Genomic DNA, 25010 nt, shown 5'->3' on the forward strand with positions numbered 1-25010 from the left:
CTGCGGTCAGCGTCGTTTTACCATGGTCAACGTGGCCAATCGTGCCGATGTTGACGTGCGGTTTTGTACGCTCAAACTTTTCCTTTGCCATGATGGCCTCCTTTTTCGGTAATGAAGGGAGCCCGTTAACCGAGCTCCCTCAAATCTTCGCTTATGCGTATTTCGCCTGAATCTCGTCCGAGATGTTCTGCGGAACCGGATCGTAGTGGTCGAACTGCATGGTGAACTGGGCACGGCCCGACGACATCGAACGCAGGGTGTTGATGTAGCCGAACATGTTCGCCAGCGGAACAAACGCGTCGATCGCGATTGCGTTGCCGCGCGGTTCCTGACCAGATACCTGGCCCCGACGCGAGGTCAGATCGCCGATGATACCGCCGGTGTATTCTTCCGGGGTGATCACTTCGACCTTCATGATCGGTTCCAGCAGTTTCGCGCCAGCTTTGCGCATGCCTTCACGCATACACATCCGCGATGCGATTTCGAACGCCAGAACGCTCGAGTCAACGTCGTGGAACTTACCGTCCAGCAGGGCAACCTTGAAGTCGATCACGGGGAAGCCAGCCAGCGGGCCGCTGTCCATGACCGAGTTGATGCCTTTTTCAACACCGGGGATGTATTCCTTCGGAACAGCACCACCAACGATGCGGCTTTCGAACGAATAGCCTTCGCCCGCCTCGGTCGGCTGGATCTCCAGCTTGACTTCGGCGAACTGACCCGAACCACCCGACTGTTTCTTGTGGGTGTAGGTGTGTTCGACAGGCATCGAGATGGTTTCACGATATGCCACCTGAGGTGCACCGATGTTCGCCTCGACCTTGAACTCGCGCTTGAGACGGTCCACCAGGATGTCCAGGTGAAGTTCGCCCATGCCCTTCATGATGGTCTGACCCGATTCCAGGTCGGTTTCCACGCGGAAGGACGGGTCTTCGGCGGCCAGACGGGCCAGACCCTGGGACATCTTTTCCTGGTCGCCCTTGGTTTTGGGCTCGACCGCGATCTCGATCACCGGATCGGGGAAAGTCATGGTTTCCAGAACCACCGGATCCTTCGCGTCACACAGGGTGTCACCGGTGGTGGTGTCTTTCAGACCCGCCAGCGCGATAATGTCGCCTGCAAACGCTTCTTCGATCTCTTCCCGGTTGTTGGAGTGCATCATCATCATACGACCGATGCGCTCTTTCTTACCTTTGGTCGAGTTCAGGATCGAGTCACCCTTGGTCATGGTGCCCGAGTAGATCCGAGTGAAGGTCAGCGAGCCAACGAAGGGGTCGTTCATGATTTTGAACGCCAGACCCGAGAAGGCCATGTCGTCATCGGCACGACGTGCGATGTCACGAACTTCGTCCTCGTCGCCGGGTTTGAAGCCCATGTAGTCGACAACGTCCAGCGGGCTGGGCAGATAGTCGATCACAGCGTTGAGCAGCGGCTGAACGCCTTTGTTCTTGAACGCCGAACCGCCCAGAACCGGAACGAACGCGATTTCCAGAGTACCTTTGCGCAGCAGGGCGCGCAGGGTCGGAACGTCGGGCTCATTGCCTTCCAGATATTCCATCATCGCGTCGTCGTCCATTTCGACGGCCGCTTCGATCATCTTGCCGCGCCATTCGTCAGCCATGTCTTTCAGGCTGTCGCGGATCGGAGCTTTGACCCAGCTTGCGCCCAGGTCTTCGCCCTGCCACAGCCATTCTTCCATGGTGACCAGGTCAACCAGACCTTCCAGCTCGGACTCGGCGCCGATCGGAATACCAACCGGAACCGCGCGGGCGCCGGTGCGGTCTTCGATCATGCGAACGCAGTTGAAGAAGTCCGCGCCGATCTTGTCCATCTTGTTGACGAAAACCATGCGCGGAACCTTGTAGCGGTCAGCCTGACGCCACACGGTTTCGGTCTGAGGCTCAACACCGGCGTTTGCGTCCAGAACGCAGACGGCACCGTCGAGAACCGCCAGCGAGCGTTCAACTTCGATGGTGAAGTCAACGTGGCCGGGGGTGTCGATGATGTTCAGGCGGTGCTTGGGCGAGTCAGCAGTCTGACCGTCTTCGGTGCGCTCCCAGAAGGTGGTGGTCGCAGCCGAAGTGATGGTGATGCCGCGTTCCTGCTCCTGCTCCATCCAGTCCATGGTGGCTGCACCATCGTGCACCTCACCGATGTTGTGGGATTTGCCGGTGTAATACAGGATGCGTTCCGAGCAGGTTGTCTTACCCGCATCGATGTGCGCCATGATACCGAAGTTACGGTAGTGGTTGAGTGTATATTCGCGTGCCATTTTGATAAGCCTCTGGAATTACCAACGGTAATGGCTGAAGGCTTTGTTCGCCTCGGCCATCTTGTGGGTGTCTTCGCGCTTCTTCACGGCGGTACCGCGGGACTGAACGGCGTCCAGCAGCTCGCCTGCAAGGCGCTCTTCCATGGTGTTTTCGTTGCGGCCGCGCGCAGCAGTGATCAGCCAGCGGATGGCCAGTGCTTCGCGGCGCTCGGGGCGAACTTCGACCGGAACCTGATAGGTTGCACCACCAACCCGGCGCGAGCGAACCTCGACCGACGGTTTGATGTTGTCGAGCGCTTCGTGGAACACTTCGACAGGGGCGCGCTTGATCTTGGTCTCAACGCGGTCAAAGGCGTTGTAGACGATGCGCTCTGCGACCGACTTCTTGCCGTCGATCATCAGGTTGTTCATGAATTTGGTCAGAACCTTGTCGCCAAATTTGGCGTCAGGCAGAACTTCGCGTTTTTCGGCGGCGTGACGACGTGACATATCAGCCTCTCCTTCTTACTTGGGACGCTTCGCGCCGTATTTCGAACGACGCTGCTTACGGTCTTTGACGCCCTGAGTATCCAGAACACCGCGCAGGATGTGGTAACGCACACCGGGAAGGTCTTTTACACGGCCGCCACGGATCAGAACAACCGAGTGTTCCTGCAGGTTGTGGCTTTCACCGGGGATGTACGAGATGACCTCGAACCCGTTGGTCAGGCGCACTTTGGCAACCTTACGCATAGCCGAGTTCGGTTTCTTCGGTGTGGTGGTGTACACGCGGGTGCAAACGCCGCGCTTCTGCGGGCACTGCTCCAGGTGCATGGACTTCGAGCGTTTTACTTTCGGCTGCCGCGGCTTGCGGATCAGCTGTTGGATCGTTGGCATTCCGGTTATATCCCCGTTTTGCAACACACATGGCATGCACGCGTGATGCGTGCGGTTAAATTTGCTGCACTCGTGCGTCCACAAGCGCAAAACCCGCGAGCGTTCCCATTCCGAGGTGAACGTCGCGGTTGGTTATCAGAGGGCGCGAACTGCAAAATTGTCCGGGCCTTGACCAGTTCATTACTGGAATCGGCTTCGGGGCGGCCCCCTGAACCGAGATGACGCGCGTATAGGGGGAGTCGGACCGGGTGTCAACAGCCGCGCCTGAACAGGGGCCGTAAGGACCGGTTCGCGCGCTTATGAGGGCATCTTACCGGCATTGCAAGACGGTGCTGGATTTCAGTCTGCCTGCGCCCCGTCCTTGCTGACACGTTCCCGGAACAGGGTGAACAGGCCCGCGCCCACCACCAGCACCGCACCCAGCATCGTGATCGAATCCGGCCAGTCACCAAAGACCAGCCATCCCAGACCCAATGCCCAGAGAACGCCGGAATAACGAAACGGTGCTACGAAACCCACCTCACCCACGCGCATGACCATGACGCTGAATAGGTAACCCAGCAGTACAAGCAGTGCCGCAGAAGCAATCAAAATACCGGTACCCACCGTCACCGGCGTCCAGCCGGTCACCGCAGAGGCCACTCCGGCGCTGAGCGTAATGGTTAGCGAAGCCGCCAGCGTCACGACCATGGACGGAACCTCGACCGACATGCGCCGCGTTATCAGGTCCCGTACGGTGATCACAGCCACCGTAATCAATGCATAGACGGCATAAATGCTGAATCCGTCCGGCCCCGGGCGGACGATCAACAGCATTCCGAGGAAGCCGACACCAATGGCGATTTTTCTGCGCCAGCCCACGGTTTCCCCAAAAAACAACGCAGCCCCCAGAGTGACGGTCAGAGGCAGGGCCTGAAGCACCGCCGTGACGTTAGCCAAAGGCATATGCATCAGCGCAGTCAGGAAAAAGAGCGTGGCCAACAGTTCGCAAACCGACCGGATGGCGACAAGCCAGCGATCATGCCGCGGAAAGTTCAGGTGCAGCGCGCCCAGATGCCGCGCCAGAATATAGATCAGAACCGTCGCCAGAACGCCGCGCATGGTGACCAGCTGAAACAGGTGCATATCCTGGCCGACCAGCTTTACCAGTGTATCGTTCACGGTAAACGCCGCCATGCTGCCCATCATCAAGAGGGCGCCTTTCACGTTGGGTGTCATTCAGTCAAAGTCCGGAGATTCAGGTATTGAGTATTGGTCAAATGTCTAACGCCAACTGTCAATATCCCCACGCAGATCGGACCAATGCGAATTTCAGACAACTGTTAGGTGGCACCAATCCCCAAAAGCTGGATCGGTTCACGCATTCAAAAAGCTGATCGTTGCCTCCAAGAATGCCTCCCAATCCGGACTGTAAGGCATTGGAACATGATTTGCGGAATCAAGGATAAGAAGCTGGGATTCAGGAATGCCGGCCGCCAGCATTCGCGCTTGTTCAAGAGGGTGGATCGTGTCTCTGCGCGCATGCACGATTAGTGTTGGGGACTGCACTTGTGGAAGCAGGTCAACCACTGAAGCGTTGTTCATAGCCTGCCGCATTCTCAAAATATTCTCGGCAGGGCACGCTTCATTCATGATCTCGACAATGTCCTTGGCCAAGTCAAGTGGACCTTCCGGGAAATAAAGCAACGAGTACGCGAGAAGAAAGTTGCTATCCGGTTTGTCCCAAGCCTCAGAGATCATGCCAAACATTTCTTTTGTGCCGCTAGCTTCTGGCCGAAGATTGCGCCCTTCGGCGTATCCTCCATTCAGAACCATTGCTGAAACACGTTCTGGAAAGTTGGCCGCAAGGTAGATTGCAGACAGTGCAGAACCGGATTGGCTAAACAGCCCGAAACGATCAAGGCCCGCAGCATCGGCGACGCTCAGAATTTCGTGTGCCACAGCCTCAACCCCTGCGGACGCCATATCCAATTCGGATTGACCACTACCAACTTCGTCAAAGACGACCAGTGTGTTTTGCGCGCAGATGGCATCAAATAGCGGGCGGAAAAACGGCGAGGACCAATTCGCTTCGATACTGGTCCCTCCGAAGGTTGTGTAGATGATTGGCGGACCATCGCCCGCCATCGCATAAGCAAGGGACTTTTGCTCTCGGCTCTTCGTGAATTGGAGTCTTGGCGCCAGTGTTCTTTGGGGGTGTGGTGCGTCCACGATCTCAGCTTCAACAACTGCACAACAAGTAAAACCGCGCCGCGCGACCGTTCTGATAACAGCTTGCTTTTGCCCGTCGTCGTCTACTGCGCGACGCGCCGATGCGACGCATGCGCTAATCGCGGAGTCCGAAACCACGCGACCCTTCCAAATCTCGGCAATCAATCTGTCGCGCGTAATCAGCTCGCCCGCGTTTTCAAGAAGGAGTCTGAGAAGATCGAAGACTTTTGGCTCAATTGGCACTGCTTCGCGAGACTTTGTCAGCGTGTGCCGATTTACGTCCAGTGTGAACTCACCAAACATGTACCTCTCAGCGCCTCGGCCAGAGTCTCGTGTTGAAGCAGTGTAAATCACAATAAAATCCTAAGCGTTTCCACACCCCATCCTCAAGCGCAATTACTCCGAATTTTCGATGATTTAGTCGCATGAAAATCCAAGAGGAGTACAAGATGAACCCGACAACAATAATGCAGATGGCGCAGAGCTATACAAAGGCGTGGAACTCGAAGTCTCCGGATGCTGTCGCATCATTCTATGCACAGAATGGTGAAATCGTGATCAACCGAGGTGAACCATGGTCTGGAAATTCCCGCGTGCGTGACATGGCGGCTGGTTTTTTCAGGGATGTGCCTGACTTGTCGCTGACATGCGATGATGTACGCATCTCGGAAGATCATGTTCTATTTTTGTGGACGTTTACAGGGCACGATGCTGCTACTGACCGGCCACTAAAGATCCATGGTTGGGAAGAATGGGACTTGAATGCCGATTTGAAGGTTCAGTCTTCGCAGGGTTGGTTTGACGCCAAGTCTTATGCGGAACAAGCGGGAAGTAGCTAGAGGCACCTAAGCCAGCCGGGCCTTGCGACCATCACTGTGAAAGACCGCTTTGCGACGTCTACCGCACCAAACAAACCAAGCTCGAAAACGCTGGCCCCAATAGAAAAGGCCCCGCAAATTGCGGGGCCTTTCCGGTAAGTATCTGACGTCAGTTACTCGCGGCTTTCCGGAGTTTCGACCAGTACGTCCAGCTCATCACCGATGATGTCGTCTTCCATGATCGGTGCTGCAAGGGCCGCTGCGGCCTCTGCCTCTTCCTGACGTGCCTCGATCACCACATTGTCGCGCTGCTGGGCGATGTGGCGGACACGCTGTGTCGCACCACCGGTACCGGCAGGGATCAGACGTCCAACGATGACGTTCTCTTTCAGGCCAACCAGCTTGTCCTTCTTGCCCTGAACCGAAGCTTCGGTCAGCACGCGGGTGGTTTCCTGGAACGACGCCGCCGAGATGAACGAACGTGTCTGCAGCGAGGCTTTGGTGATCCCCAAGAGGATCGGTTCGCCCTGAGCCGGACGTCCACCGCGCGAGAGTGTCTTCTCGTTGGCTGCGTCAAACTCCTGCTTGTCGACATGCTCGCCTTTCAGCAGGGTGGTGTCGCCTGAATCCAGGATCTCCCACTTCTGCAGCATCTGGCGCACGATGACTTCGATGTGCTTGTCGTTGATCTTCACGCCCTGCAGACGATAAACGTCCTGCACCTCGTCGATCATGTAATCCGCCAGCGCTTCGACACCCATGATGGACAGGATGTCATGCGGAGCCGGGTTACCGTCCATCAGGTATTCACCCTTCTGGATGAAGTCACCTTCCGCGACCGGGATATGCTTGCCCTTGGGCACCATATACTCGATCGGCTCCAGCGACTCGTCCGCCGGTTCGATGCTGATGCGGCGCTTGTTCTTGTAGTCGCGGCCAAAGCGCACGTAACCATCGGCTTCTGCGATGATCGCGTGATCTTTCGGACGACGGGCTTCGAACAGTTCGGCCACACGCGGCAGACCACCGGTGATGTCCTTGGTCTTGGCGCCTTCACGCGGGATACGCGCAACAACGTCACCGGCTTCAATGGTCTGACCATCTTCGACCGACAGGATCGCATCCACCGACATCGGATAGTGAACCGGGTTGCCCGCATCGTTGCGGACCGGCTCGCCATCTTCACCGACCAGAATGATCTCGGGCTTGAGGTCGCTGCCTTTGGGGGCCGCGCGCCAGTCGATCACGATCTTCTGGGTCATACCGGTTGCTTCATCGGTCTCGTCACGGACAGCGATGCCCGAAACAAGGTCGACATATTTCGTGGTACCGGCTTTTTCAGCGATGATCGGCAGGGTGTAGGGATCCCACTCGAACAGCTTGTCGCCACGCGCAACCTTGGTGCCGTCCTTGACGAACAGCTTGGAGCCGTAGCCCAGCTTGTGGCTGGCACGCTCTTCGCCGTGTTCGTCGTTGATCACCAGCTTCATGTTCCGGCCCATGACCAGGCTTTCGCCTGCGGAATTGACCAGAATCTGCGGGTTCTCAAAGACAACCACACCGTCCTGGCTGGCTTCCTGGAACGACTGCTGACCACCTTGCGCAACACCACCGATGTGGAAGGTCCGCATCGTCAGCTGCGTACCGGGTTCACCGATGGACTGAGCGGCGATGATGCCGACAGCCTCACCCGTGTTCACCATGGTACCGCGTGCAAGGTCACGGCCGTAGCAGGTTGCACAAACGCCTTCCTCGGACTCACAGGTCAGAGGCGAACGGATGCGCATCGACGCAACACCGGCTTCATCGATGGTGTCGGCCATGCGTTCGTCGATCAGCTGACCAGCGGCCACGATCACCTCGTCCGTACCCGGACGCAGAACATCGTCGGCCGAGACACGGCCCAGCACACGTTCGGCCAGCGAAGCGACAACCTCACCGTCGTTAACCGCTGCTTCCGCAGTGATCGCGCGCTCGGTTCCGCAGTCGATCTCACGAACGATGCAGTCCTGCGCCACGTCCACCAGACGACGGGTCAGGTAGCCCGAGTTCGCCGTCTTCAGAGCGGTATCCGACAGACCCTTACGGGCGCCGTGGGTCGAGTTGAAGTATTCGAGAACGGTCAGACCTTCCTTGAAGTTCGAGATGATCGGCGTTTCGATGATGTCGCCGTTCGGCTTGGCCATCAGGCCGCGCATGCCGCCCAGCTGCTTCATCTGCGTGACCGAGCCACGCGCACCCGAGTGGGCCATCATGTAGACCGAGTTCGGTTCCTGTTCGGCACCCGCGGCGTCACGTTCGGAGGATGAGATCGTGCTCATCATCGCTTCGGTGACACGGTCGTTACACTTGGACCAGGCGTCGACGACTTTGTTGTACTTTTCGCCCTGAGTGATCAGGCCGTCCATGTACTGCTGTTCAAAGTCCTTAACCTGACCACGGGTATCGTCCACGATGCCCCATTTGCCATCGGGGATCACCATGTCGTCCTTGCCGAACGAGATACCGGCCTTGAACGCCTCTTTGAAGCCCATCGACATGATCTGGTCACAGAAGATAACCGACTCTTTCTGACCGCAGTAGCGGTAGACGGTATCGATCACCTGCTGCACTTCTTTTTTCCGCAGCAGGCGGTTTACCAGATCGAAAGGCGCCTTGTTGTTCATCGGCAGCAACGCACCCAGACGCAGACGGCCCGGAGTGGTTTCATAACGCTTCTGAACTTCGTTGCCTTCGTCGTCGATCTGCGTGATCCGCGCGGTGATTTTCGTGTGCAGATGCACCTCACCCGCGTCCAGCGCATGCTGAACTTCGTCGATCGAACCAAAGACCTTGCCTTCACCCGGCATGCCTTCGCGTTCCAGGGTCACATAGTAGAGACCCAGGATCATGTCCTGCGAAGGAACGATGATCGGTGCGCCGTTTGCAGGCGACAGAACGTTGTTCGTCGACATCATCAGAACACGGGCTTCCAGCTGTGCTTCAAGGCTCAGCGGAACGTGAACAGCCATTTGGTCACCGTCGAAGTCGGCGTTAAAGGCCGAACAGACCAGCGGGTGCAGCTGGATGGCTTTACCTTCGATCAGAACCGGCTCGAACGCCTGAATGCCAAGACGGTGCAGCGTAGGCGCACGGTTCAGCATGACAGGGTGCTCGCGGATCACCTCGTCGAGGATATCCCACACTTCGGGACGCTCTTTCTCGACCAGCTTCTTCGCCTGCTTAACAGTCGAAGACAGACCCTTGGCTTCAAGGCGCGAGTAAATGAACGGCTTGAACAGTTCCAGCGCCATCTTCTTGGGCAGGCCACACTGGTGCAGCTTGAGTTCCGGGCCGGTCACGATGACCGAACGGCCCGAGAAGTCGACGCGCTTACCCAGAAGGTTCTGACGGAAGCGACCCTGCTTACCTTTAAGCATGTCCGACAGCGATTTCAGCGGGCGCTTGTTGGCACCGGTGATCACGCGGCCACGACGGCCGTTGTCGAACAGGGCGTCCACGGATTCCTGCAGCATCCGCTTTTCGTTGCGGACGATGATGTCAGGCGCGCGCAGTTCGATCAGACGCTTCAGACGGTTGTTCCGGTTGATGACGCGGCGATACAGATCGTTCAGATCCGAAGTCGCGAAACGGCCACCATCCAGCGGAACCAGCGGACGCAGTTCCGGCGGGATAACCGGGATCACGGTCATCACCATCCACTCGGGGCGGTTACCCGACTCGAGGAATGATTCAACAACCTTCAGACGTTTGATGATCTTTTTGGGCTTCAGCTCGCCGGTTGCTTCGGCCAAATCAGCGCGCAGCTGCTCGGCTTCGGCTTCCAGATCGATCTGGGCCAGCATCTCACGAATGGCTTCGGCACCGATATTCGCGGTGAACGCGTCCATGCCATAGGCATCCTGCGCATCCATGTACTCTTCTTCGGTCAGCATCTGGCCGTAGGTCAGGTCGGTCAGACCGGGCTCGATGACGACGTAGTTTTCAAAGTACAGAACGCGTTCCAGATCGCGCAGCGTCATGTCCAGCATCAGACCGATGCGGGACGGCAGCGACTTCAGGAACCAGATGTGTGCGACGGGCGCGGCCAGTTCGATGTGGCCCATACGCTCGCGGCGGACTTTCTGCAGGGTGACTTCCACACCGCATTTTTCGCAGACAACGCCGCGATACTTCATCCGCTTATATTTGCCGCACAGACATTCGTAATCTTTGATCGGGCCAAAGATACGTGCGCAGAACAGGCCGTCACGCTCGGGCTTGAACGTCCGGTAGTTGATGGTTTCGGGTTTCTTGATCTCGCCATAGGACCAAGACAGGATCCGCTCAGGCGACGCCAGCGAGACCTTGATCTCGTCGAAAACTTTCGGCGGCGTCAGCGGGTTGAACGGGTTGTTGGTGATTTCCTGGTTCATTTGTTACCTCAAATCTTGCGGAAGGGGGGACGGGAGAAAGGGCAGCACCCTTACTCCTCAACCTCCGCATCCAGGAGTTCCATATTCAGGCCGAGGCCACGGACTTCTTTCACCAGAACGTTGAACGATTCCGGTACGCCCGCTTCAAAGTTATCCTCGCCCTTGACGATCGACTCATAGACCTTGGTCCGGCCGGCGACGTCATCCGATTTCACCGTCAGCATCTCCTGCAGGGTGTAGGCGGCGCCGTAAGCTTCCAGAGCCCAGACCTCCATCTCACCAAAGCGCTGACCACCGAACTGCGCCTTACCGCCCAGCGGCTGCTGGGTAACCAGGCTGTACGGCCCGGTCGAACGCGCGTGGATCTTGTCGTCCACCAGGTGGTGCAGTTTCAGCAGGTACTTGATGCCCACGGTCACCGGACGTGCAAACTGCTCACCGGTGCGACCGTCGAACAGAACCGACTGACCGCTTTCCGAGAAGCCCGCACGTACCAGCGCGTCGTTGACATCCGCCTCTTTCGCGCCGTCAAAGACCGGGGTCGCGATCGGAACACCACGGGCCACGTTGCCCGCTGCCTCGATCAGGTGCCCTTCGTCCATGCCGCTGATGCCTTCTTCGTAGACATCCTCGCCATAGGCTAGCTTCATCGCCTCGCGGACCGGGGTCAGGTCGCCGGAACGGCGATATTCACCCAGTGCCTCGTCGATGTTCAGACCCAGACCGCGTGCGGCCCAACCCATGTGGGTTTCAAGGATCTGGCCTACGTTCATACGCGAAGGCACACCCAGCGGGTTCAGACAGAAGTCGACCGGCGTACCATCGGCCAGGAACGGCATGTCTTCCATCGGAACAACCTTGGAGATCACACCCTTGTTCCCGTGACGACCGGCCATCTTGTCGCCCGGCTGCAGCTTGCGCTTAACAGCGATGAAGACTTTGACCATCTTCATCACACCCGGCGGCAGGTCGTCGCCGCGGCGGACCTTTTCGACCTTGTCCTCGAAACGGGCGTCCAGAGCACGTTTGAGCACTTCGTACTGTTCGTTCAGAGCCTCGACAACCTGCGCGTCCTGCTCGTCTTCCAGCGCCAGCTGCCACCACTGACCACGGGTCAGGGTTTCCAGCAGCTCCTCGGTGATCACCGACCCTGCCTTGACGCCTTTCGGGCCTTTGACAGCGGTTTTACCCAGGATCATGCCCTGCAGACGCGCATAGATGTTGCGGTCAAGGATTGCCAGTTCGTCGTCCCGGTCACGGGCCAGACGTTCGACTTCCTCACGCTCGATCTGCAGCGCACGTTCGTCTTTCTCGACGCCGTGACGGTTGAAGACGCGGACCTCGACCACAGTACCGTAATCGCCCGGCTTCACGCGCAGCGAGGTGTCGCGCACGTCAGATGCTTTCTCACCAAAGATGGCACGCAGCAGCTTTTCTTCCGGGGTCATCGGGCTTTCGCCCTTCGGAGTGATCTTGCCGACCAGAATATCGCCCGGTTCAACATCCGCACCGATGTAAACGATGCCCGCCTCGTCGAGGTTACGCAGCGCTTCTTCACCGACGTTCGGGATATCGCGGGTGATCTCTTCCGGACCCAGCTTGGTGTCACGGGCGGCGACTTCGAATTCCTCGATGTGAACCGAGGTAAAGACGTCGTCACGCGCGATACGCTCCGAGATCAGGATCGAGTCTTCGTAGTTGTAACCGTTCCACGGCATGAACGCGACGACCACGTTCTTACCAAGGGCCAGTTCACCCATATCGGTCGACGGACCGTCGGCAATGACCTCGCCCTTCTGGACGGTGTCACCCACCTTGATCAGCGGACGCTGGTTGATGCAGGTGTTCTGGTTCGAACGCTGGAATTTGCGCAGACGATAGATGTCAACGCCAGCGTCGCCCAGTTCCAGATCCTCGGTGGCGCGGATAACGATACGCTGGGCATCGACCTGGTCGATGATACCTGCGCGTTTCGCCTGAATTGCAGCGCCCGAGTCGATCGCAACCTTTTCCTCGATTCCGGTACCGACCAGCGGCGCCTCGGCCCGCAGCAGCGGAACCGCCTGACGTTGCATGTTCGAGCCCATCAGAGCGCGGTTGGCGTCGTCATTTTCAAGGAACGGGATCAGCGATGCAGCAACCGAAACCAGCTGTTTCGGCGAAACGTCGATCAGGTCCACATTCTCGCGCGGAGCAAGGGTGTAGTCACCGGCCTGACGGGTCGAAACCAGATCGTTGATGAACTTGCCATCCGCATCCAGTGTCGCGTTCGCCTGCGCCACGGTGTGACGCATTTCCTCGGTCGCGGACATGTAGTGGACCTCATCGGTCACCTCGGCGTCTTTAACAACGCGATAAGGTGTTTCGATGAAGCCATACTTATTCACGCGGGCAAAGGTGGCCAGCGAGTTGATCAGACCGATGTTCGGACCTTCGGGCGTTTCAATCGGGCACATCCGGCCATAGTGGGTCGGGTGCACGTCGCGAACCTCAAAGCCCGCACGCTCACGCGTCAGACCACCCGGGCCAAGCGCCGAAAGACGGCGTTTGTGGGTAACCTCGGACAGCGGGTTGGTCTGGTCCATGAACTGCGACAGCTGCGAAGAGCCGAAGAATTCGCGAACAGCAGCCGCAGCCGGTTTCGCATTGATCAGGTCCTGCGGCATGACAGTATCGATCTCGACCGACGACATACGCTCTTTGATCGCGCGCTCCATGCGCAGCAGGCCGACGCGGTACTGGTTTTCCATCAGTTCACCGACCGAACGCACACGACGGTTGCCGAGGTGGTCGATGTCGTCGATGTCACCCTTGCCGTCACGCAGTTCCACCAGCGCCTTGATGCAGGCCACGATGTCTTCGCGACGCAGCGTGCGCAGGGTGTCCGGCGCATCCAGAGCCAGACGCATGTTCATCTTTACCCGGCCAACGGCGGACAGGTCATAACGCTCGCTGTCGAAGAACAGGGTGTCGAACAGGGCCGACGCAGCCTCGACGGTGGGCGGCTCGCCCGGGCGCATGACGCGGTAGATGTCCATCAGCGCGCTTTCACGGTTCAGGTTCTTGTCCTGAGCCATGGTGTTGCGCATGTAGGGGCCGACGTTGACGTTGTCGATGTCCAGAACCGGAATGTCGGTGATGCCCGCATCCATCAGCTCTTTGACAGTGCCGCCGATCAGATCGCCGTCCTTGTCATATTCCAGCGTCAGTTCATCACCGGCTTCGACATAGATCGCGCCGTTTTCTTCATTGATGATGTCCTTGGCGACGTATTTGCCAACGATGTGATCGAACGGAACCAGCAGGTCAGTGACGCTGCCTTCATCGATCAGCTTCTTGACCGCGCGCGGAGTGACCTTCTTACCTGCTTCGGCAATCACTTCACCGGATTTCGCGTCGATCAGATCATAGGTAGGACGGGTACCGCGCACACGCTCGGGGAAGAACGGCGTGACCCAGCCCTTCTTCTTGTCCAACTTGTAGGACACGGTGTTGTAATAGGCGTCCATGATCGCTTCCTGATCCAGACCCAGCGCATAAAGCAGGGTCGTCACAGGCAGTTTGCGGCGACGGTCGATACGGGCGAACACGATGTCCTTGGCGTCGAACTCAAAGTCCAGCCAGCTGCCGCGATACGGGATGATGCGGCAGGCAAACAGCAGTTTGCCCGAGGAATGGGTCTTGCCCTTGTCGTGGTCGAAGAACACGCCGGGCGAACGGTGCATCTGGGACACGATCACACGTTCGGTGCCGTTCACGATGAACGTCCCGTTCGGCGTCATCAGGGGCATGTCGCCCATGAACACGTCCTGTTCCTTGATGTCCTTGACCGACTTGGCGCCAGTATCTTCGTCGACATCAAACACGATCAGACGCAGAGTGACCTTGAGCGGCGCGCTGTAGGTCATGTCGCGCTGCATGCACTCTTCGACGTCATATTTGGGTTTTTCCAGATCGTATTTCACGAACTCCAGAACGGAGGTTTCGTTGAAATCCTTGATCGGGAAAACCGACTGGAACACGCCTTTGATGCCTTCGCCGTCAGTGGGCTGCTCTGCATCGCCGGAGCGCAGGAAAAGATCATAAGAAGATTTCTGGACCTCAATGAGGTTCGGCATCTCCAGCACTTCGCGGATTTTGCCGTAATATTTACGAAGACGTTTCTGGCCAAGGAACGTTTGAGCCATGTCAGATGTCACCTTTCGATGTTCTCAGCGGGCAAAGACACCGTCGGGCCCCGGCGCCTTGCACATTAGAGACGACACGTCCGGATCAATTCATGGCCACCGTCCCGAGTGGCGGCCTCCCGATCCGCGAACCGCGTCTTAGAAAATGCCCCAGATCATGAGGCCCTTTCTAAGACAGGTTCGGCTGGACCCGGATTTCTCCGGACCCAGCCAAATTCTGCGGTGCATCAGCGACGCACCAGACAAAGGGCTTAGGCCAGTTCGACCTCTGCGCCAGCTGCTTCCAGCTTGCCTTTGACTTCTTCGGCTTCGTCTTTCGACACGCCTTCTTTGATCTTGCCGCCGGCTTCGACCAGTTCCTTGGCTTCTTTCAAGCCCAGACCGGTGATGCCGCGAACTTCTTTGATCACGTTGATTTTCGAAGCGCCGGCGTTCTTCAGAACGACGTCGAATTCGGTTTTTTCTTCCTCAGCAGCGCCACCGGCGTCGCCAGCAGCAGCCATGACAACTGCGCCGCCTGCTGCGGGCTCGATGCCGTACTCGTCTTTGAGGATGGTTTTCAGTTCTTGTGCTTCCAGCAGGGTCAGACCCACGATGCTTTCAGCGAGTGCTTTCAGATCAGCCATAGTATCAGCTCTTTCCGTTTACAGTGTGTGTTCCAACGTCAGGGTGTTCACCCCACGCAGATCATTCAGTGCCAACCGCTTACGCAGCTTCCGCCTTCTCTTCGATGGTGGACAGGATGCTTGCGATGTTGCTTGCAGGTGCGCCAATTGCGCCAGCGATGTTCGAAGCAGGTGCGCCGATCATGCCAGCGATGGTAGCAATAAGCTCCTCGCGCGACGGCATTTTCGACACGGCTTCGACGCCGGCACGGTCCAGAGCGTTCTCGCCCATTGCACCGCCAAGGATTTCGAACTTCTTGTTCTCCTTGGCGAAGTCCTCGGCCACCTTGGCTGCTGCCACGGGGTCCTCGGAATAGGTCAGAACGGTCATACCCGTCAGCAGGTCGGCCATGCTTGCACACGGCTTACCCTCGAGGGCGATTTTGGCGAGCCTGTTCTTGGCAACACGCACAGACCCACCCGCTTCGCGTGCACGCGCGCGCAGGTCCTGCATCTCGGCAACTGTCAGACCGACGTAGTGGGCAACCACAACGACGCCAGAGCTTTCGAAGATCTGGCCGAGTTCCTCGACCACTTTCTCTTTCTGGGCTCTATCCACAGTTCTCTCCAAGTTAGGGATGATATCTCACCCCGGCTCATATTTGCCGCGGCTTACGCCCCGGCGTTCAGGTCCGTTGTTACGGGGTTGAGCCAAAATTCGCCCGAGGGATGGACCCTCGAATTCTTTGGTCTTTCCCGTCTCAGGCAGGGAATTAAGGGACCGAACGGACCCACCCACCGTCTTGGACGAAACGAAATAAAGCGCACGACGAATCGCACGCTTTATTCCGCAGCCCTACTTAGGCCAGATAGCGGGGGTTTCCAAGGGGTAAATTCAGGCCGGCCAAAGATAACGCAGGGATAAACCGCGGCCCGCATATCGGCCTGACGACAAAGGCGCCATCCGGATAATTGTGCCGAATGTCGGTTTTGATGCAGACGCAAGGCCCATGATCCGAAAAATTCAGAGCGCCGGGCTCATTGGAACACCGGGCCACAGGAAAGGAACGCCCATGACCGCCACATATCAGTTGAAGCCGCAAGAGTGTTCCGAAGCCGAATGGCAGGCACGCGTCGAACTTGCGGCCCTGTTCCGCATTATCGCGCATTACGGCATGTCGGACCTTGCCAACGGCGCGGTCTGCGCGCGGGTGCCGGACCAGCCCGATCACTACCTCGTACATCCGTATGGAATGTTCTGGGAGGAAGCGCGCGCATCCGACATGGTCAAAATCACCGCCAACGGCCAGCCTGTGGCGGCAGATGCCCCCTGGCTGAACGACGGCGTGCAAAACCTTTGCCAATGGATTCTGGGTTCGCGCCCCGAGACCAACTTTTTCGTACACGGTCATGAGGAAGAGGTGATGGCCGTCGGGTCGGTCAAGGACGGCCTGCTGCCCCTGAACCAGCCCGCCGTGTATCTGGGGCACATCACCGGCTATATCGAGTACGAGTTCGAGGAAGATGACGCCTTCGGAGCGCATTTCGTCCGGACGTTGGGGCAAAATCAGATACTGATCAGCCGCAACCACGGATATTACGCGTTGGGTGAAACGGCGGCAGCGGCCTTTTTCCGCGCCTATTTCCTGCGTCAGACCTGCTCTACCCAGATCAGGACGCTGTCCATGGGGCGCGACCTGCACCTGATCGACCCGCAGAAAGTGGCCCGTTACCAGGACCAGATGGCGGCATCCGAACACTACAACTACAACGGCAAAACTGAATGGCCCGGTCTGCTCCGGATGCTGGACAAGCGAAGCCCGGATTACGCAAGCTAGAACGACCGCGGCAAAACGGCAGAGCTTCTTCGGGGGCCGGCCCTTGCGGTAAATGCGCAATCCCGCGCCACGTCGCGCGGGTCTCGAACCGGACTGCTCGCGAAGACCGAAGGGGCGCGCGCATTTCTCAAAGAAAATCCCGGGCAGTTCGCACCACCCGGGATCAAATCTTCAAACCTGAACGCTTGGGCTTATTCGCCCGAAGCGGCAGCCACATCCAGAGTCACACCAGGACCCATGGTCGAGCTCAGCGCGATTTTCTTCATGTAGGTGCCTTTGGCGCCCGACGGCTTGGCCTTGGCAACAGCCGAGACGAAAGCACGGACGTTTTCCGCCAGCTTGGCTTCGTCGAATGACGCTTTGCCAACACCGGCGTGCACAACGCCGCCTTTTTCCGCCTTGAACTGAACTTCACCGCCCTTGGCTGCTTCCACGGCCGCTTTCACGTCCATTGTCACGGTGCCGACTTTGGGGTTCGGCATCAGGTTGCGAGGGCCCAGAACCTTACCCAGACGACCGACGATCGGCATCATGTCCGGGGTTGCGATGCAGCGGTCGAATTCGATGGTGCCGCCCTGGATGGTTTCCATCAGGTCTTCTGCGCCAACGATATCCGCGCCTGCTTCTTTCGCTTCGTCCGCCTTGGGGCCGCGAGCAAAAACAGCAACGCGCATCGCTTTGCCGGTGCCATTCGGCAGGCCGACAACGCCACGAACCATCTGGTCTGCGTGACGGGTGTCAACGCCCAGGTTCAGTGCGATTTCGATGGTTTCGTCGAATTTCGAGGTTGCGTTGGCCTTGACCAGGGCAACTGCTTCTTCGACCGACAGGTTTTCCTTGCCAGCGACAGCTTCGCGCGCAGCGCGGGTACGTTTACCGAGTTTTGCCATCTTACTTCACCTCGATGCCCATGGAGCGGGCCGAGCCCAGGATGATCTGCATTGCGCCTTCGACGTCGTTGGCGTTCAGATCTTTCATTTTGGCTTCGGCGATTTCACGAACCTGCTTCGAGGTCACGGTGGCCACGGTCTCACGACCGGGATTTTCCGCGCCACGGGGGCGGTTACGCTTGCCGACCGGCTTCAGACCAGCAGCTTTTTTCAGGTAATAAGACGCGGGCGGCGTCTTGATGTCCATGGTGAAGGACTTGTCCTGATAGTAGGTGATCACGGTCGGGCAAGGCGCGCCTTGCTCCATGTCTGCGGTCTTGGCGTTGAACGCCTTGCAGAATTCCATGATGTTGATGCCGCGCTGACCCAGCGCCGGACCAACTGGCGGCGAGGGGTTCGCCTGACCTGCAGGAACCTGCAGCTTCATTGTACCAGCAAGCTTCTTGGCCATTTGGTTTCTCCTTTTATAGCATCCGGACCATCGCGATGGCCGGACAGGTTTGCCCGTGGTTCGGTGCCCTCACGCGTGACGGCCGCCTTCCACGAATGTGCGAGGATTTTCGTACGAAAATCCTCAATTCAGCATATCACGACTGCTTCGTGACCTGCATGAAATCCAGTTCGACCGGAGTTTCCCGGCCAAAGATCGAAACAGAAACTTTCAGTTTCTGGTTCTCGTCGTCCACGCCTTCGACCATGCCGTCGAAATCCTCGAACGGGCCGTCGTTGACCTTGACCTTCTCGCCCACCTCGAAGCTGATCATCAGCTTGGGCGTTTCCTCACCTTCCTGAACACGGTTGAGGATCTGGTTCACCTCGGCGTCGCGCATCGGCATAGGGCGACCCTGCGGGCCCAGAAAACCGGTGACGCGGTTGATCGAATTGACCAGGTGATATCCTTGGTCGGACATTTCCATATGCACCAGCACATAGCCGGGCATGAAACGGCGTTCGGTCGTGACCTTTTTACCGCGGCGCACTTCGATCACCTCTTCGGTGGGCACCAGTACTTCGTCGATATCGTCCTCAAGGCCCTGCTCGGCCACGGACGTGCGGATCTGTTCTGCGATCTTCTTTTCAAAGTTGGAAAGAACGCTGACCGAGTACCACCGTTTCGCCATGAACTTGCCGTCCTTGTTTACCTTTGGCGCATTCACATTGCGAACGCACCCGTTATTGAAATCCATTCGCGGCCCCGCCGCGCTGTCCGGAACAAAAAGCGGCGCGCAACCCGAATCGCCGCACGCCTGTCCCGAAAGTTACCGCGTCAACTACTCTCACACGGCGCATTGCGCAAGGGGCAATGGGTATCACAAAGGTGAACGCACCATGGAGTCAGGCTCGGGCCGCAGCCATTTATCAGGGCTTAACCGAAGGCGCCGAGAATCAGTTGCAGACCGCCGCGGATACCAAGATCGACCAAAGCAAAGAAAACAGCCGTCAGCGCCGCCATGATGAACACCATGACCGTAGTCAACAGCACCTCGCGACGGGTAGGCCAGACGACCTTTGCAACTTCGGCGCGGACCTGCTGAATGAACTGGATCGGGTTGATGGTGGCCATTTGGCATAACTCTCTGCTAGCGGATGGGCCGGACATAGCCGGGCATTGCGGCAATTTCAAGGGTGGCTATCGCGTGGTGCGATTGTGATTTCTGCGGCAGATCATGGTTTCGGGCGATCATCCCATTCATCGCTGAGTATACGCCGGGCATCCCCTTCAGGGTCCTCATACTGATTTGTGCGCACGGTATAGATGAACGCAACCAGACCGACGCCGCCCAACAACAGCGAAATAGGGATCAGATAAGCCAGCACTTCCATCACGTCACCTTAAGCGCAAAGCGTTCAACGATACTGTAATCGATGAGGTCGACATCGCCAATGCGGCAATCAGTGGCGTTGCCAGCCCCGCGACCGCCAGAGGGACCGCAATCACGTTGTAAACAGTGGCAATCCGAAAGTTCTCTCTGATCCGCCGGGTTGCCCTGACGGCCGTGTCACACGCATCAGAAATCGGTGACAGGTCGTTGCCCAGCAGGACGATATCCGAAGCAACCCGTGCTGCATCCAGCGCCGAAGCGGGCGAGATCGACACATGCGCCGCCGCCAGCGCGGCGGTATCGTTCAGGCCATCCCCGACCATGAGAACCTTCTGCCCCTGATCCCCCAGTTTCTGAACATAACGGGCTTTGTCCTGTGGAAGCGCCTCGGCAACCCAGTCTGCAATCCCCAGACGATCAGCAAGGGCCTGAACTGCGCCCTGAGAATCGCCTGAAACCAGAAGAACGGACTTGCCAGCAGTCCTGAACGCATTCACAGCGCTCTCTGCGCCCGGCCGCAACGCATCCGAGTACAGAAATGCGACCGGCGCCTGCGTCCCAACTGCCAGCCATGCCGCCGTTTGGGCCCCCTGCTCTCCCCCCGTCCAAGCGGCCCGGCCCAATCTCACACGCTGGCCCCGAAACATCCCTTCGGTGCCGAAACCGGGGACTTCAGCGATCTCCTGAACATTTGCTGGCTTAATGCCGGCCTCACGGGCCGTCTTGGACAAGGCCACTGACAGCGGATGCGAGGACGCGTCAGCCAATGCAAGCGCAACCTCAAGATCACCACGCGCGTTATCCCCAAGGTTGGTCAATTCCGGTGTGCCTGCGGTCAGAGTGCCGGTCTTGTCGAAAACAACGGTATCCACCTCGGCCAGCCGCTCAATGGCCGTCGCGTGCTTGATCAGCATGCCGCGCCGAAACAAGCGGCCTGAGGCTGCGGTTGTGACAGCCGGAACAGCCAGACCCAAAGCACAGGGGCATGTAATGATCAGAACAGCCGCCGCAATGTTCAGTGCTGTGCGGATGTCACCGGAATATATGTACCAGCCAACAAAGCTTAGCGCAGACAGGATGTGCACACCTGGTGCATACAGTTTGGCCGCCTTGTCCGCCAGCGACGTGTAACGCGAACGGCCCGATTCCGCGATGGCAACAAGATCGGCCATCCGGTGCAGCGACGTGTCTTCACCAACAGCTGTTGCACGGATCGTCAGCGGGCCGGTCAGGTTGACTTCGCCCGCGCTGACCTTCAGCCCGGCCTCGGCAAAAACCGGCAGCGTCTCACCTGTCAGAAGAGAACGGTCGAGTTCCGACTGCCCCGACACGATCTCGCCATCCACCGGCATCCGGCCGCCCGGGCGCACCAAAATCAGATCGCCTACGTTCAGTGAGGCAACGGCAACCTCTTCCTCAACGCTATTCACAAGCCTCGTTGCCCGGGGAACCTCCAGCGCGGTCAGCTCTTCGGCGGCAGACCGGGCCGCAGCACGGGTGCGATAATCCAGATAGCGCCCCGCCAGCAGGAAAAACGTAAGGGTCAGCGCCGCGTCGAAATAGGCATGCTCGCCGCTCAGCGCCGTTTCCCACAGGGACGTGACCAGAGCCAGAAGGATCGCCAGAACAATCGGCACGTCCATATTCAGCCGCCTGACCCGCAACGCCGACCATGCATTCATAAAGAACGGTTTTGCCGAAAACGCGATTGCGGGCAGTGCTATGGCTGCCGAAATCCAGTGGAACATGTCGCGGGTCGCATCCGTCGCGCCGGACCAAACCGAGACGGACAGCAGCATGACATTCATCGACGCGAAACCGGCGACCGCCAGCCGCATCAGCAGATCACGTCCGGCCCGGTCCGTTTGTGTGGCCGACAATGCTCCGGGGTCCAGTTCATGCGCCTCGTACCCGGCGCCTTCAAGCACGGGGATCAGATCAGATGCCTGAATACCGGGCTCGGCCTGAATCATCGCACGCTTCAGGGTGAGGTTCACCCTTGCGTTCCCGACGCCCGGACAGGCGTTCAGCACCCGCTCGACGGTGGCGATACAGGCCGAACAGTGAATACCGGGCAGCGACAGCGCAATTTGCACGTCTTCCGGGATTGGCCTTGCGGGTTCGGTCGGCGCCGCAAGGCATCCGGGGCAAGCCGCTGTGCCAGAACTGACATCCGCAGCCATCACGTCACCCTTTCACGTATAGCGGAATGCGCTGAGTGAAATCGGCACCGTCCCACGACTTTGCCGCCAGCCGGATGTTCCAGTTTCCCTTGCCCAATTCCGCTTTGGCGACATAGGCCACGCCATCAAAGGTAAACTCGGGAGTGAAATCGTCGCGCACATGTGTGGCGCGGCCGATCACAACCTGCAAATCGGCGACTTCGACCGGGGCGCCCAGGTCGTCGGTGAACTTCAGAATGACCAACCCACCTGTCAGGTCGGCGCTCACGGACCAGCCAAGCGCTCTCTGCTCGCTCAGGCGTTCATTGAAATCCTGACTGGCGACATACGAGTTTTTGACCACAAGTCCAGGAAACGTCTTTACTGCGCTGTAAGCGAGCACGAGGTTTACTGCGATGATGACGCCGAAGGCCCCGACAAAAAGGGCCAGCGCGTGCTTTCCTGTGAAACGGCGTTCTGTCACCTTCAATTGCCTTTCCCGTTGAACGTAGTGTCCTTGGACGCCCGTTCTCCGCTGTTCAGATCCTCAACCCAAATCCGCACGGGTGTATTGGCCGCGCTGGAGGGCAAAGCCTCTTTGGGTGTCACGATATATACACGGGTCAGCTGTGCCGTGTCAGCGGTAACTGTGACGGTATCACCTTCCACACCCTCGATCTGAAGCTGCATGGAAGGATCACCGCTGAGAGACAGCTGGAAGGGCCGCTCTTCTCCGTGTTTGTTGCGCAGGCGCACATCATACGTATTTCGGATCGAACCGTCGGACAGGGTCACGAAGGTTGGGTTGCGAACCGGTGCGACCGTCAGATCGATATCCGAGCGGATGAACAGGGCAAACAGCAAGGCAAACCCGATCAGAGACCAAAGAACGGTATACATGATCGTGCGGGGACGCAGGATGTGTTTCCACACGTTCTTGGGCTTATGACCCGAACGCTCCCGTTCTTCATCGCTGAGCGCCATATAGTCGATCAGACCACGAGGTTTGCCGATCTTGGCCATCATGTCATCGCAGGCATCGATACACAGCGCGCAGGTAATGCACTCAAGCTGCTGACCGTCGCGAATGTCGATGCCGACCGGGCAGACATTGACGCAGGCCATGCAGTCAATGCAGTCACCCAGTTCGGAATCCGCCGTGCGCTTACCTTTTCCGCGCGGCTCGCCCCGCCATTCGCGATACCCGACAACCAGCGTATCCTCATCCATCATCGCCGCTTGAATCCGCGGCCACGGGCAGGCGTAGATACAGATCTGTTCGCGGGCAAAACCGCCAAAGAAAAAGGTCGTGCCGGTCAGTACCAACATCGTGGTGTAAGCGATCGGATGTGCGTTGCCGGTCACCAGATCGCGCGCTAGCGTCGGCGCATCGGCAAAATAGAATACCCAGGCCCCGCCGGTGGCGAGGCCGATCAGGAACCATGCCGCCCATTTCGTCAGCCGCAGCCGGACTTTTCGCGCATCCAGCTTTTTCTGCCGGTGCAGCCGCAGGCGTGCGTTCCGGTCACCTTCGATCCAACGCTCGACCAGGATGAACAGGTCGGTCCAGACGGTCTGAGGGCAGGCGTACCCGCACCAGACACGCCCAAGGGCAGACGTAAACAAAAACAGGCCCAACCCGGCCATGATCAGCAGGCCGGCCACGAAATAGAATTCATGTGGCCAGATTTCGATCCAGAAGAAGTAGAAACGTCGATTGGCCATATCCAGCAGCACCGCCTGATCCGGCAGGCTGGGACCGCGATCCCAGCGAATCCAGGGCGTCAGATAATAGATACCCAGGGTCACCGCCATGATGATCCATTTGAGGTTGCGGAACTGTCCGGACACACGCCTTGGAAAGATGGGCTCCCTGGCGGCGTATAGGCTGGGGGCGGGATCGGAATCGCTCACGGGGCAGGCTCCAGAACTGGCTTATATGAAAGCGTCTTCTTCCAGATCATACATGACGCAACTTTGACATGGGTCAAAAAGCGCATCGTGTGGACACCTTTTATTATGGTTCAAGGGCCTGACGTTTCAGCCACGCGATGAAGGTCCTGACCGGCGGCCGCAGTGGTGAAAGCCCTGTAATGATGTGATAGCCGCGCTGATCCGGCTGAGAATACAGCTCGACAAGCTGGCCGGATTCGATCTCTGGTTCGACGAAATGTCGCACGGTGACAGTTACGCCCTGACCTGCCCGCACACCCTCCAGCAGCAAGTTGCCCGGCAAGGCGATCCGCCCTGCTTTCGGCCCGTGTTGAACGCCGTGCGAGGCCAGCCAGGTGGTGGCTTCGGTAGTGCCGACCTCCTCAAGCCAGGGCAGCTCCGCCAGTTCGGATGCGGACACCGATGTCCTGCCGTCAAGCAAAGAAGGGGCGGCGACGATGACCATGGGCGTTTTCAGAAGCATCTGCGCCTCGACCCCTGGCCATCCACCTGCGCCATGCCTGATTGCCAGATCGACACCACCCGGGCGCAATTCCACCAGCGCCGGGCTCGGGTCGAGTATCAGGTCAATCTCGGGGTGTGCGACCTGAAATGTTGACAGACGCGGCATCAACCACGAGGCCGCAAAGGCCGCAGTAAGGGACACATGGACCGGACGATCCTTGCCCGACTGAATCAGGTCGCCGACTACGGACCAGATGGCCCCGAAACCGAGCTCCAGAGCGTTGGCAAGCCGCCGTCCTTCTTCGGTCATTTTCAGTGTTTTGCCGGACCGGTCCAACAAGGTTGTACCAAGATGTCTTTCAAGCACCCTGAGTTGTTGGCTGATGGCAGCGTGACTGACATTCAATGCCTGCCCGGCCTGCACGATATTTCCCTTTTCCGCAAAGGCCGAAAACGCCCTGAGCGACGCCAAAGGTGGAAGCTTCATCCAGTCCATATGTAACTCCTACTTACATATAG

Annotated in this window: 21 protein-coding genes; 2 read left to right on the top strand and 19 right to left on the bottom strand. The window is 58.3% G+C overall.

The features are described from left to right. From ACR0NA_RS20885 to ACR0NA_RS20910, 6 genes are all read right to left on the bottom strand, one after another. Nucleotides 1-91 (bottom strand): GTP-binding protein (locus ACR0NA_RS20885; protein WP_215675807.1); only part of this gene is annotated, 91 nt, incomplete at its 3' end. 60 nt (nt 92-151) lie between these two features. After that, nucleotides 152-2269, bottom strand: a complete 2118-nt coding sequence (fusA, locus tag ACR0NA_RS20890) for an elongation factor G (RefSeq protein WP_170657096.1) — start codon at nt 2267-2269, stop codon at nt 152-154. Nucleotides 2270-2287: 18 nt separating this feature from the next. After that, on the bottom strand, nt 2288-2758 hold the full coding sequence (gene rpsG, locus ACR0NA_RS20895) for a 30S ribosomal protein S7 (RefSeq protein WP_170446863.1): 471 nt from the start codon (nt 2756-2758) through the stop codon (nt 2288-2290). Nucleotides 2759-2773: 15 nt separating this feature from the next. Then, nucleotides 2774-3145 (bottom strand): 30S ribosomal protein S12, encoded by a 372-nt coding sequence (gene rpsL / locus ACR0NA_RS20900; RefSeq protein ID WP_005621086.1) that lies wholly within the window; start codon nt 3143-3145, stop codon nt 2774-2776. A gap of 339 nt (nt 3146-3484) precedes the next feature. Then, entirely contained in the window at nt 3485-4363 is an 879-nt protein-coding gene (locus tag ACR0NA_RS20905; RefSeq protein ID WP_480732397.1) for a DMT family transporter, read from the bottom strand. Nucleotides 4364-4501: 138 nt separating this feature from the next. Then, nucleotides 4502-5659, bottom strand: a complete 1158-nt coding sequence (locus tag ACR0NA_RS20910; protein ID WP_480732399.1) for an alpha/beta hydrolase — start codon at nt 5657-5659, stop codon at nt 4502-4504. A 146-nt stretch (nt 5660-5805) separates the two neighbouring features. On the opposite strand from ACR0NA_RS20910, the gene ACR0NA_RS20915 reads away from it, so the two are divergent. Further along, the gene (locus ACR0NA_RS20915) at nt 5806-6195 is read left to right on the top strand and encodes a nuclear transport factor 2 family protein (RefSeq protein ID WP_480732401.1); all 390 of its coding nucleotides are present in this window, start codon (nt 5806-5808) and stop codon (nt 6193-6195) included. A gap of 152 nt (nt 6196-6347) precedes the next feature. Here ACR0NA_RS20915 and rpoC read toward each other — a convergent pair whose 3' ends face one another. From rpoC to rplJ, 4 genes are all read right to left on the bottom strand, one after another. Next, complete coding sequence (gene rpoC, locus ACR0NA_RS20920) at nt 6348-10589, bottom strand: DNA-directed RNA polymerase subunit beta' (protein ID WP_480732403.1); 4242 nt, start codon at nt 10587-10589, stop codon at nt 6348-6350. 50 nt (nt 10590-10639) lie between these two features. Further along, complete coding sequence (gene rpoB, locus ACR0NA_RS20925; RefSeq protein ID WP_170657112.1) at nt 10640-14776, bottom strand: DNA-directed RNA polymerase subunit beta; 4137 nt, start codon at nt 14774-14776, stop codon at nt 10640-10642. Between the two features lie 251 nt (nt 14777-15027). Further along, nucleotides 15028-15402 (bottom strand): 50S ribosomal protein L7/L12, encoded by a 375-nt coding sequence (rplL, locus tag ACR0NA_RS20930; protein ID WP_170657115.1) that lies wholly within the window; start codon nt 15400-15402, stop codon nt 15028-15030. Nucleotides 15403-15481: 79 nt separating this feature from the next. Continuing rightward, a complete protein-coding gene (gene rplJ, locus ACR0NA_RS20935) occupies nt 15482-16000 on the bottom strand; it encodes a 50S ribosomal protein L10 (protein ID WP_170657118.1) in 519 nt (172 codons plus the stop codon). A gap of 454 nt (nt 16001-16454) precedes the next feature. On the opposite strand from rplJ, the gene ACR0NA_RS20940 reads away from it, so the two are divergent. Then, on the top strand, nt 16455-17219 hold the full coding sequence (locus ACR0NA_RS20940) for a class II aldolase/adducin family protein (RefSeq protein WP_480732405.1): 765 nt from the start codon (nt 16455-16457) through the stop codon (nt 17217-17219). Between the two features lie 191 nt (nt 17220-17410). On the opposite strand, the gene rplA is transcribed toward ACR0NA_RS20940, so the two are convergent. The 9 genes from rplA to ACR0NA_RS20985 form a co-directional block, all read right to left on the bottom strand. Then, complete coding sequence (gene rplA / locus ACR0NA_RS20945) at nt 17411-18109, bottom strand: 50S ribosomal protein L1 (protein WP_170427361.1); 699 nt, start codon at nt 18107-18109, stop codon at nt 17411-17413. A 1-nt stretch (nt 18110) separates the two neighbouring features. Next, on the bottom strand, nt 18111-18560 hold the full coding sequence (gene rplK / locus ACR0NA_RS20950) for a 50S ribosomal protein L11 (RefSeq protein WP_037314971.1): 450 nt from the start codon (nt 18558-18560) through the stop codon (nt 18111-18113). A 136-nt stretch (nt 18561-18696) separates the two neighbouring features. Next, nucleotides 18697-19230, bottom strand: coding sequence for a transcription termination/antitermination protein NusG (gene nusG, locus ACR0NA_RS20955; protein WP_480732475.1), 534 nt, complete (start codon nt 19228-19230; stop codon nt 18697-18699). Nucleotides 19231-19475: 245 nt separating this feature from the next. Continuing rightward, the gene (gene secE / locus ACR0NA_RS20960; protein WP_170657127.1) at nt 19476-19673 is read right to left on the bottom strand and encodes a preprotein translocase subunit SecE; all 198 of its coding nucleotides are present in this window, start codon (nt 19671-19673) and stop codon (nt 19476-19478) included. A 101-nt stretch (nt 19674-19774) separates the two neighbouring features. Beyond that, entirely contained in the window at nt 19775-19933 is a 159-nt protein-coding gene (gene ccoS, locus ACR0NA_RS20965; RefSeq protein WP_170657130.1) for a cbb3-type cytochrome oxidase assembly protein CcoS, read from the bottom strand. A 4-nt stretch (nt 19934-19937) separates the two neighbouring features. Beyond that, nucleotides 19938-22115, bottom strand: a complete 2178-nt coding sequence (locus ACR0NA_RS20970) for a heavy metal translocating P-type ATPase (protein WP_480732409.1) — start codon at nt 22113-22115, stop codon at nt 19938-19940. Between the two features lie 4 nt (nt 22116-22119). Next, a complete protein-coding gene (locus tag ACR0NA_RS20975; RefSeq protein ID WP_480732411.1) occupies nt 22120-22578 on the bottom strand; it encodes a FixH family protein in 459 nt (152 codons plus the stop codon). A gap of 2 nt (nt 22579-22580) precedes the next feature. After that, on the bottom strand, nt 22581-24008 hold the full coding sequence (ccoG, locus tag ACR0NA_RS20980) for a cytochrome c oxidase accessory protein CcoG (protein WP_480732413.1): 1428 nt from the start codon (nt 24006-24008) through the stop codon (nt 22581-22583). 103 nt (nt 24009-24111) lie between these two features. Continuing rightward, complete coding sequence (locus ACR0NA_RS20985; RefSeq protein WP_480732417.1) at nt 24112-24987, bottom strand: LysR family transcriptional regulator; 876 nt, start codon at nt 24985-24987, stop codon at nt 24112-24114. Between the last annotated feature and the right edge of the window lie 23 nt (nt 24988-25010).

The sequence above is a fragment of the Ruegeria sp. C11 genome (assembly GCF_056537725.1).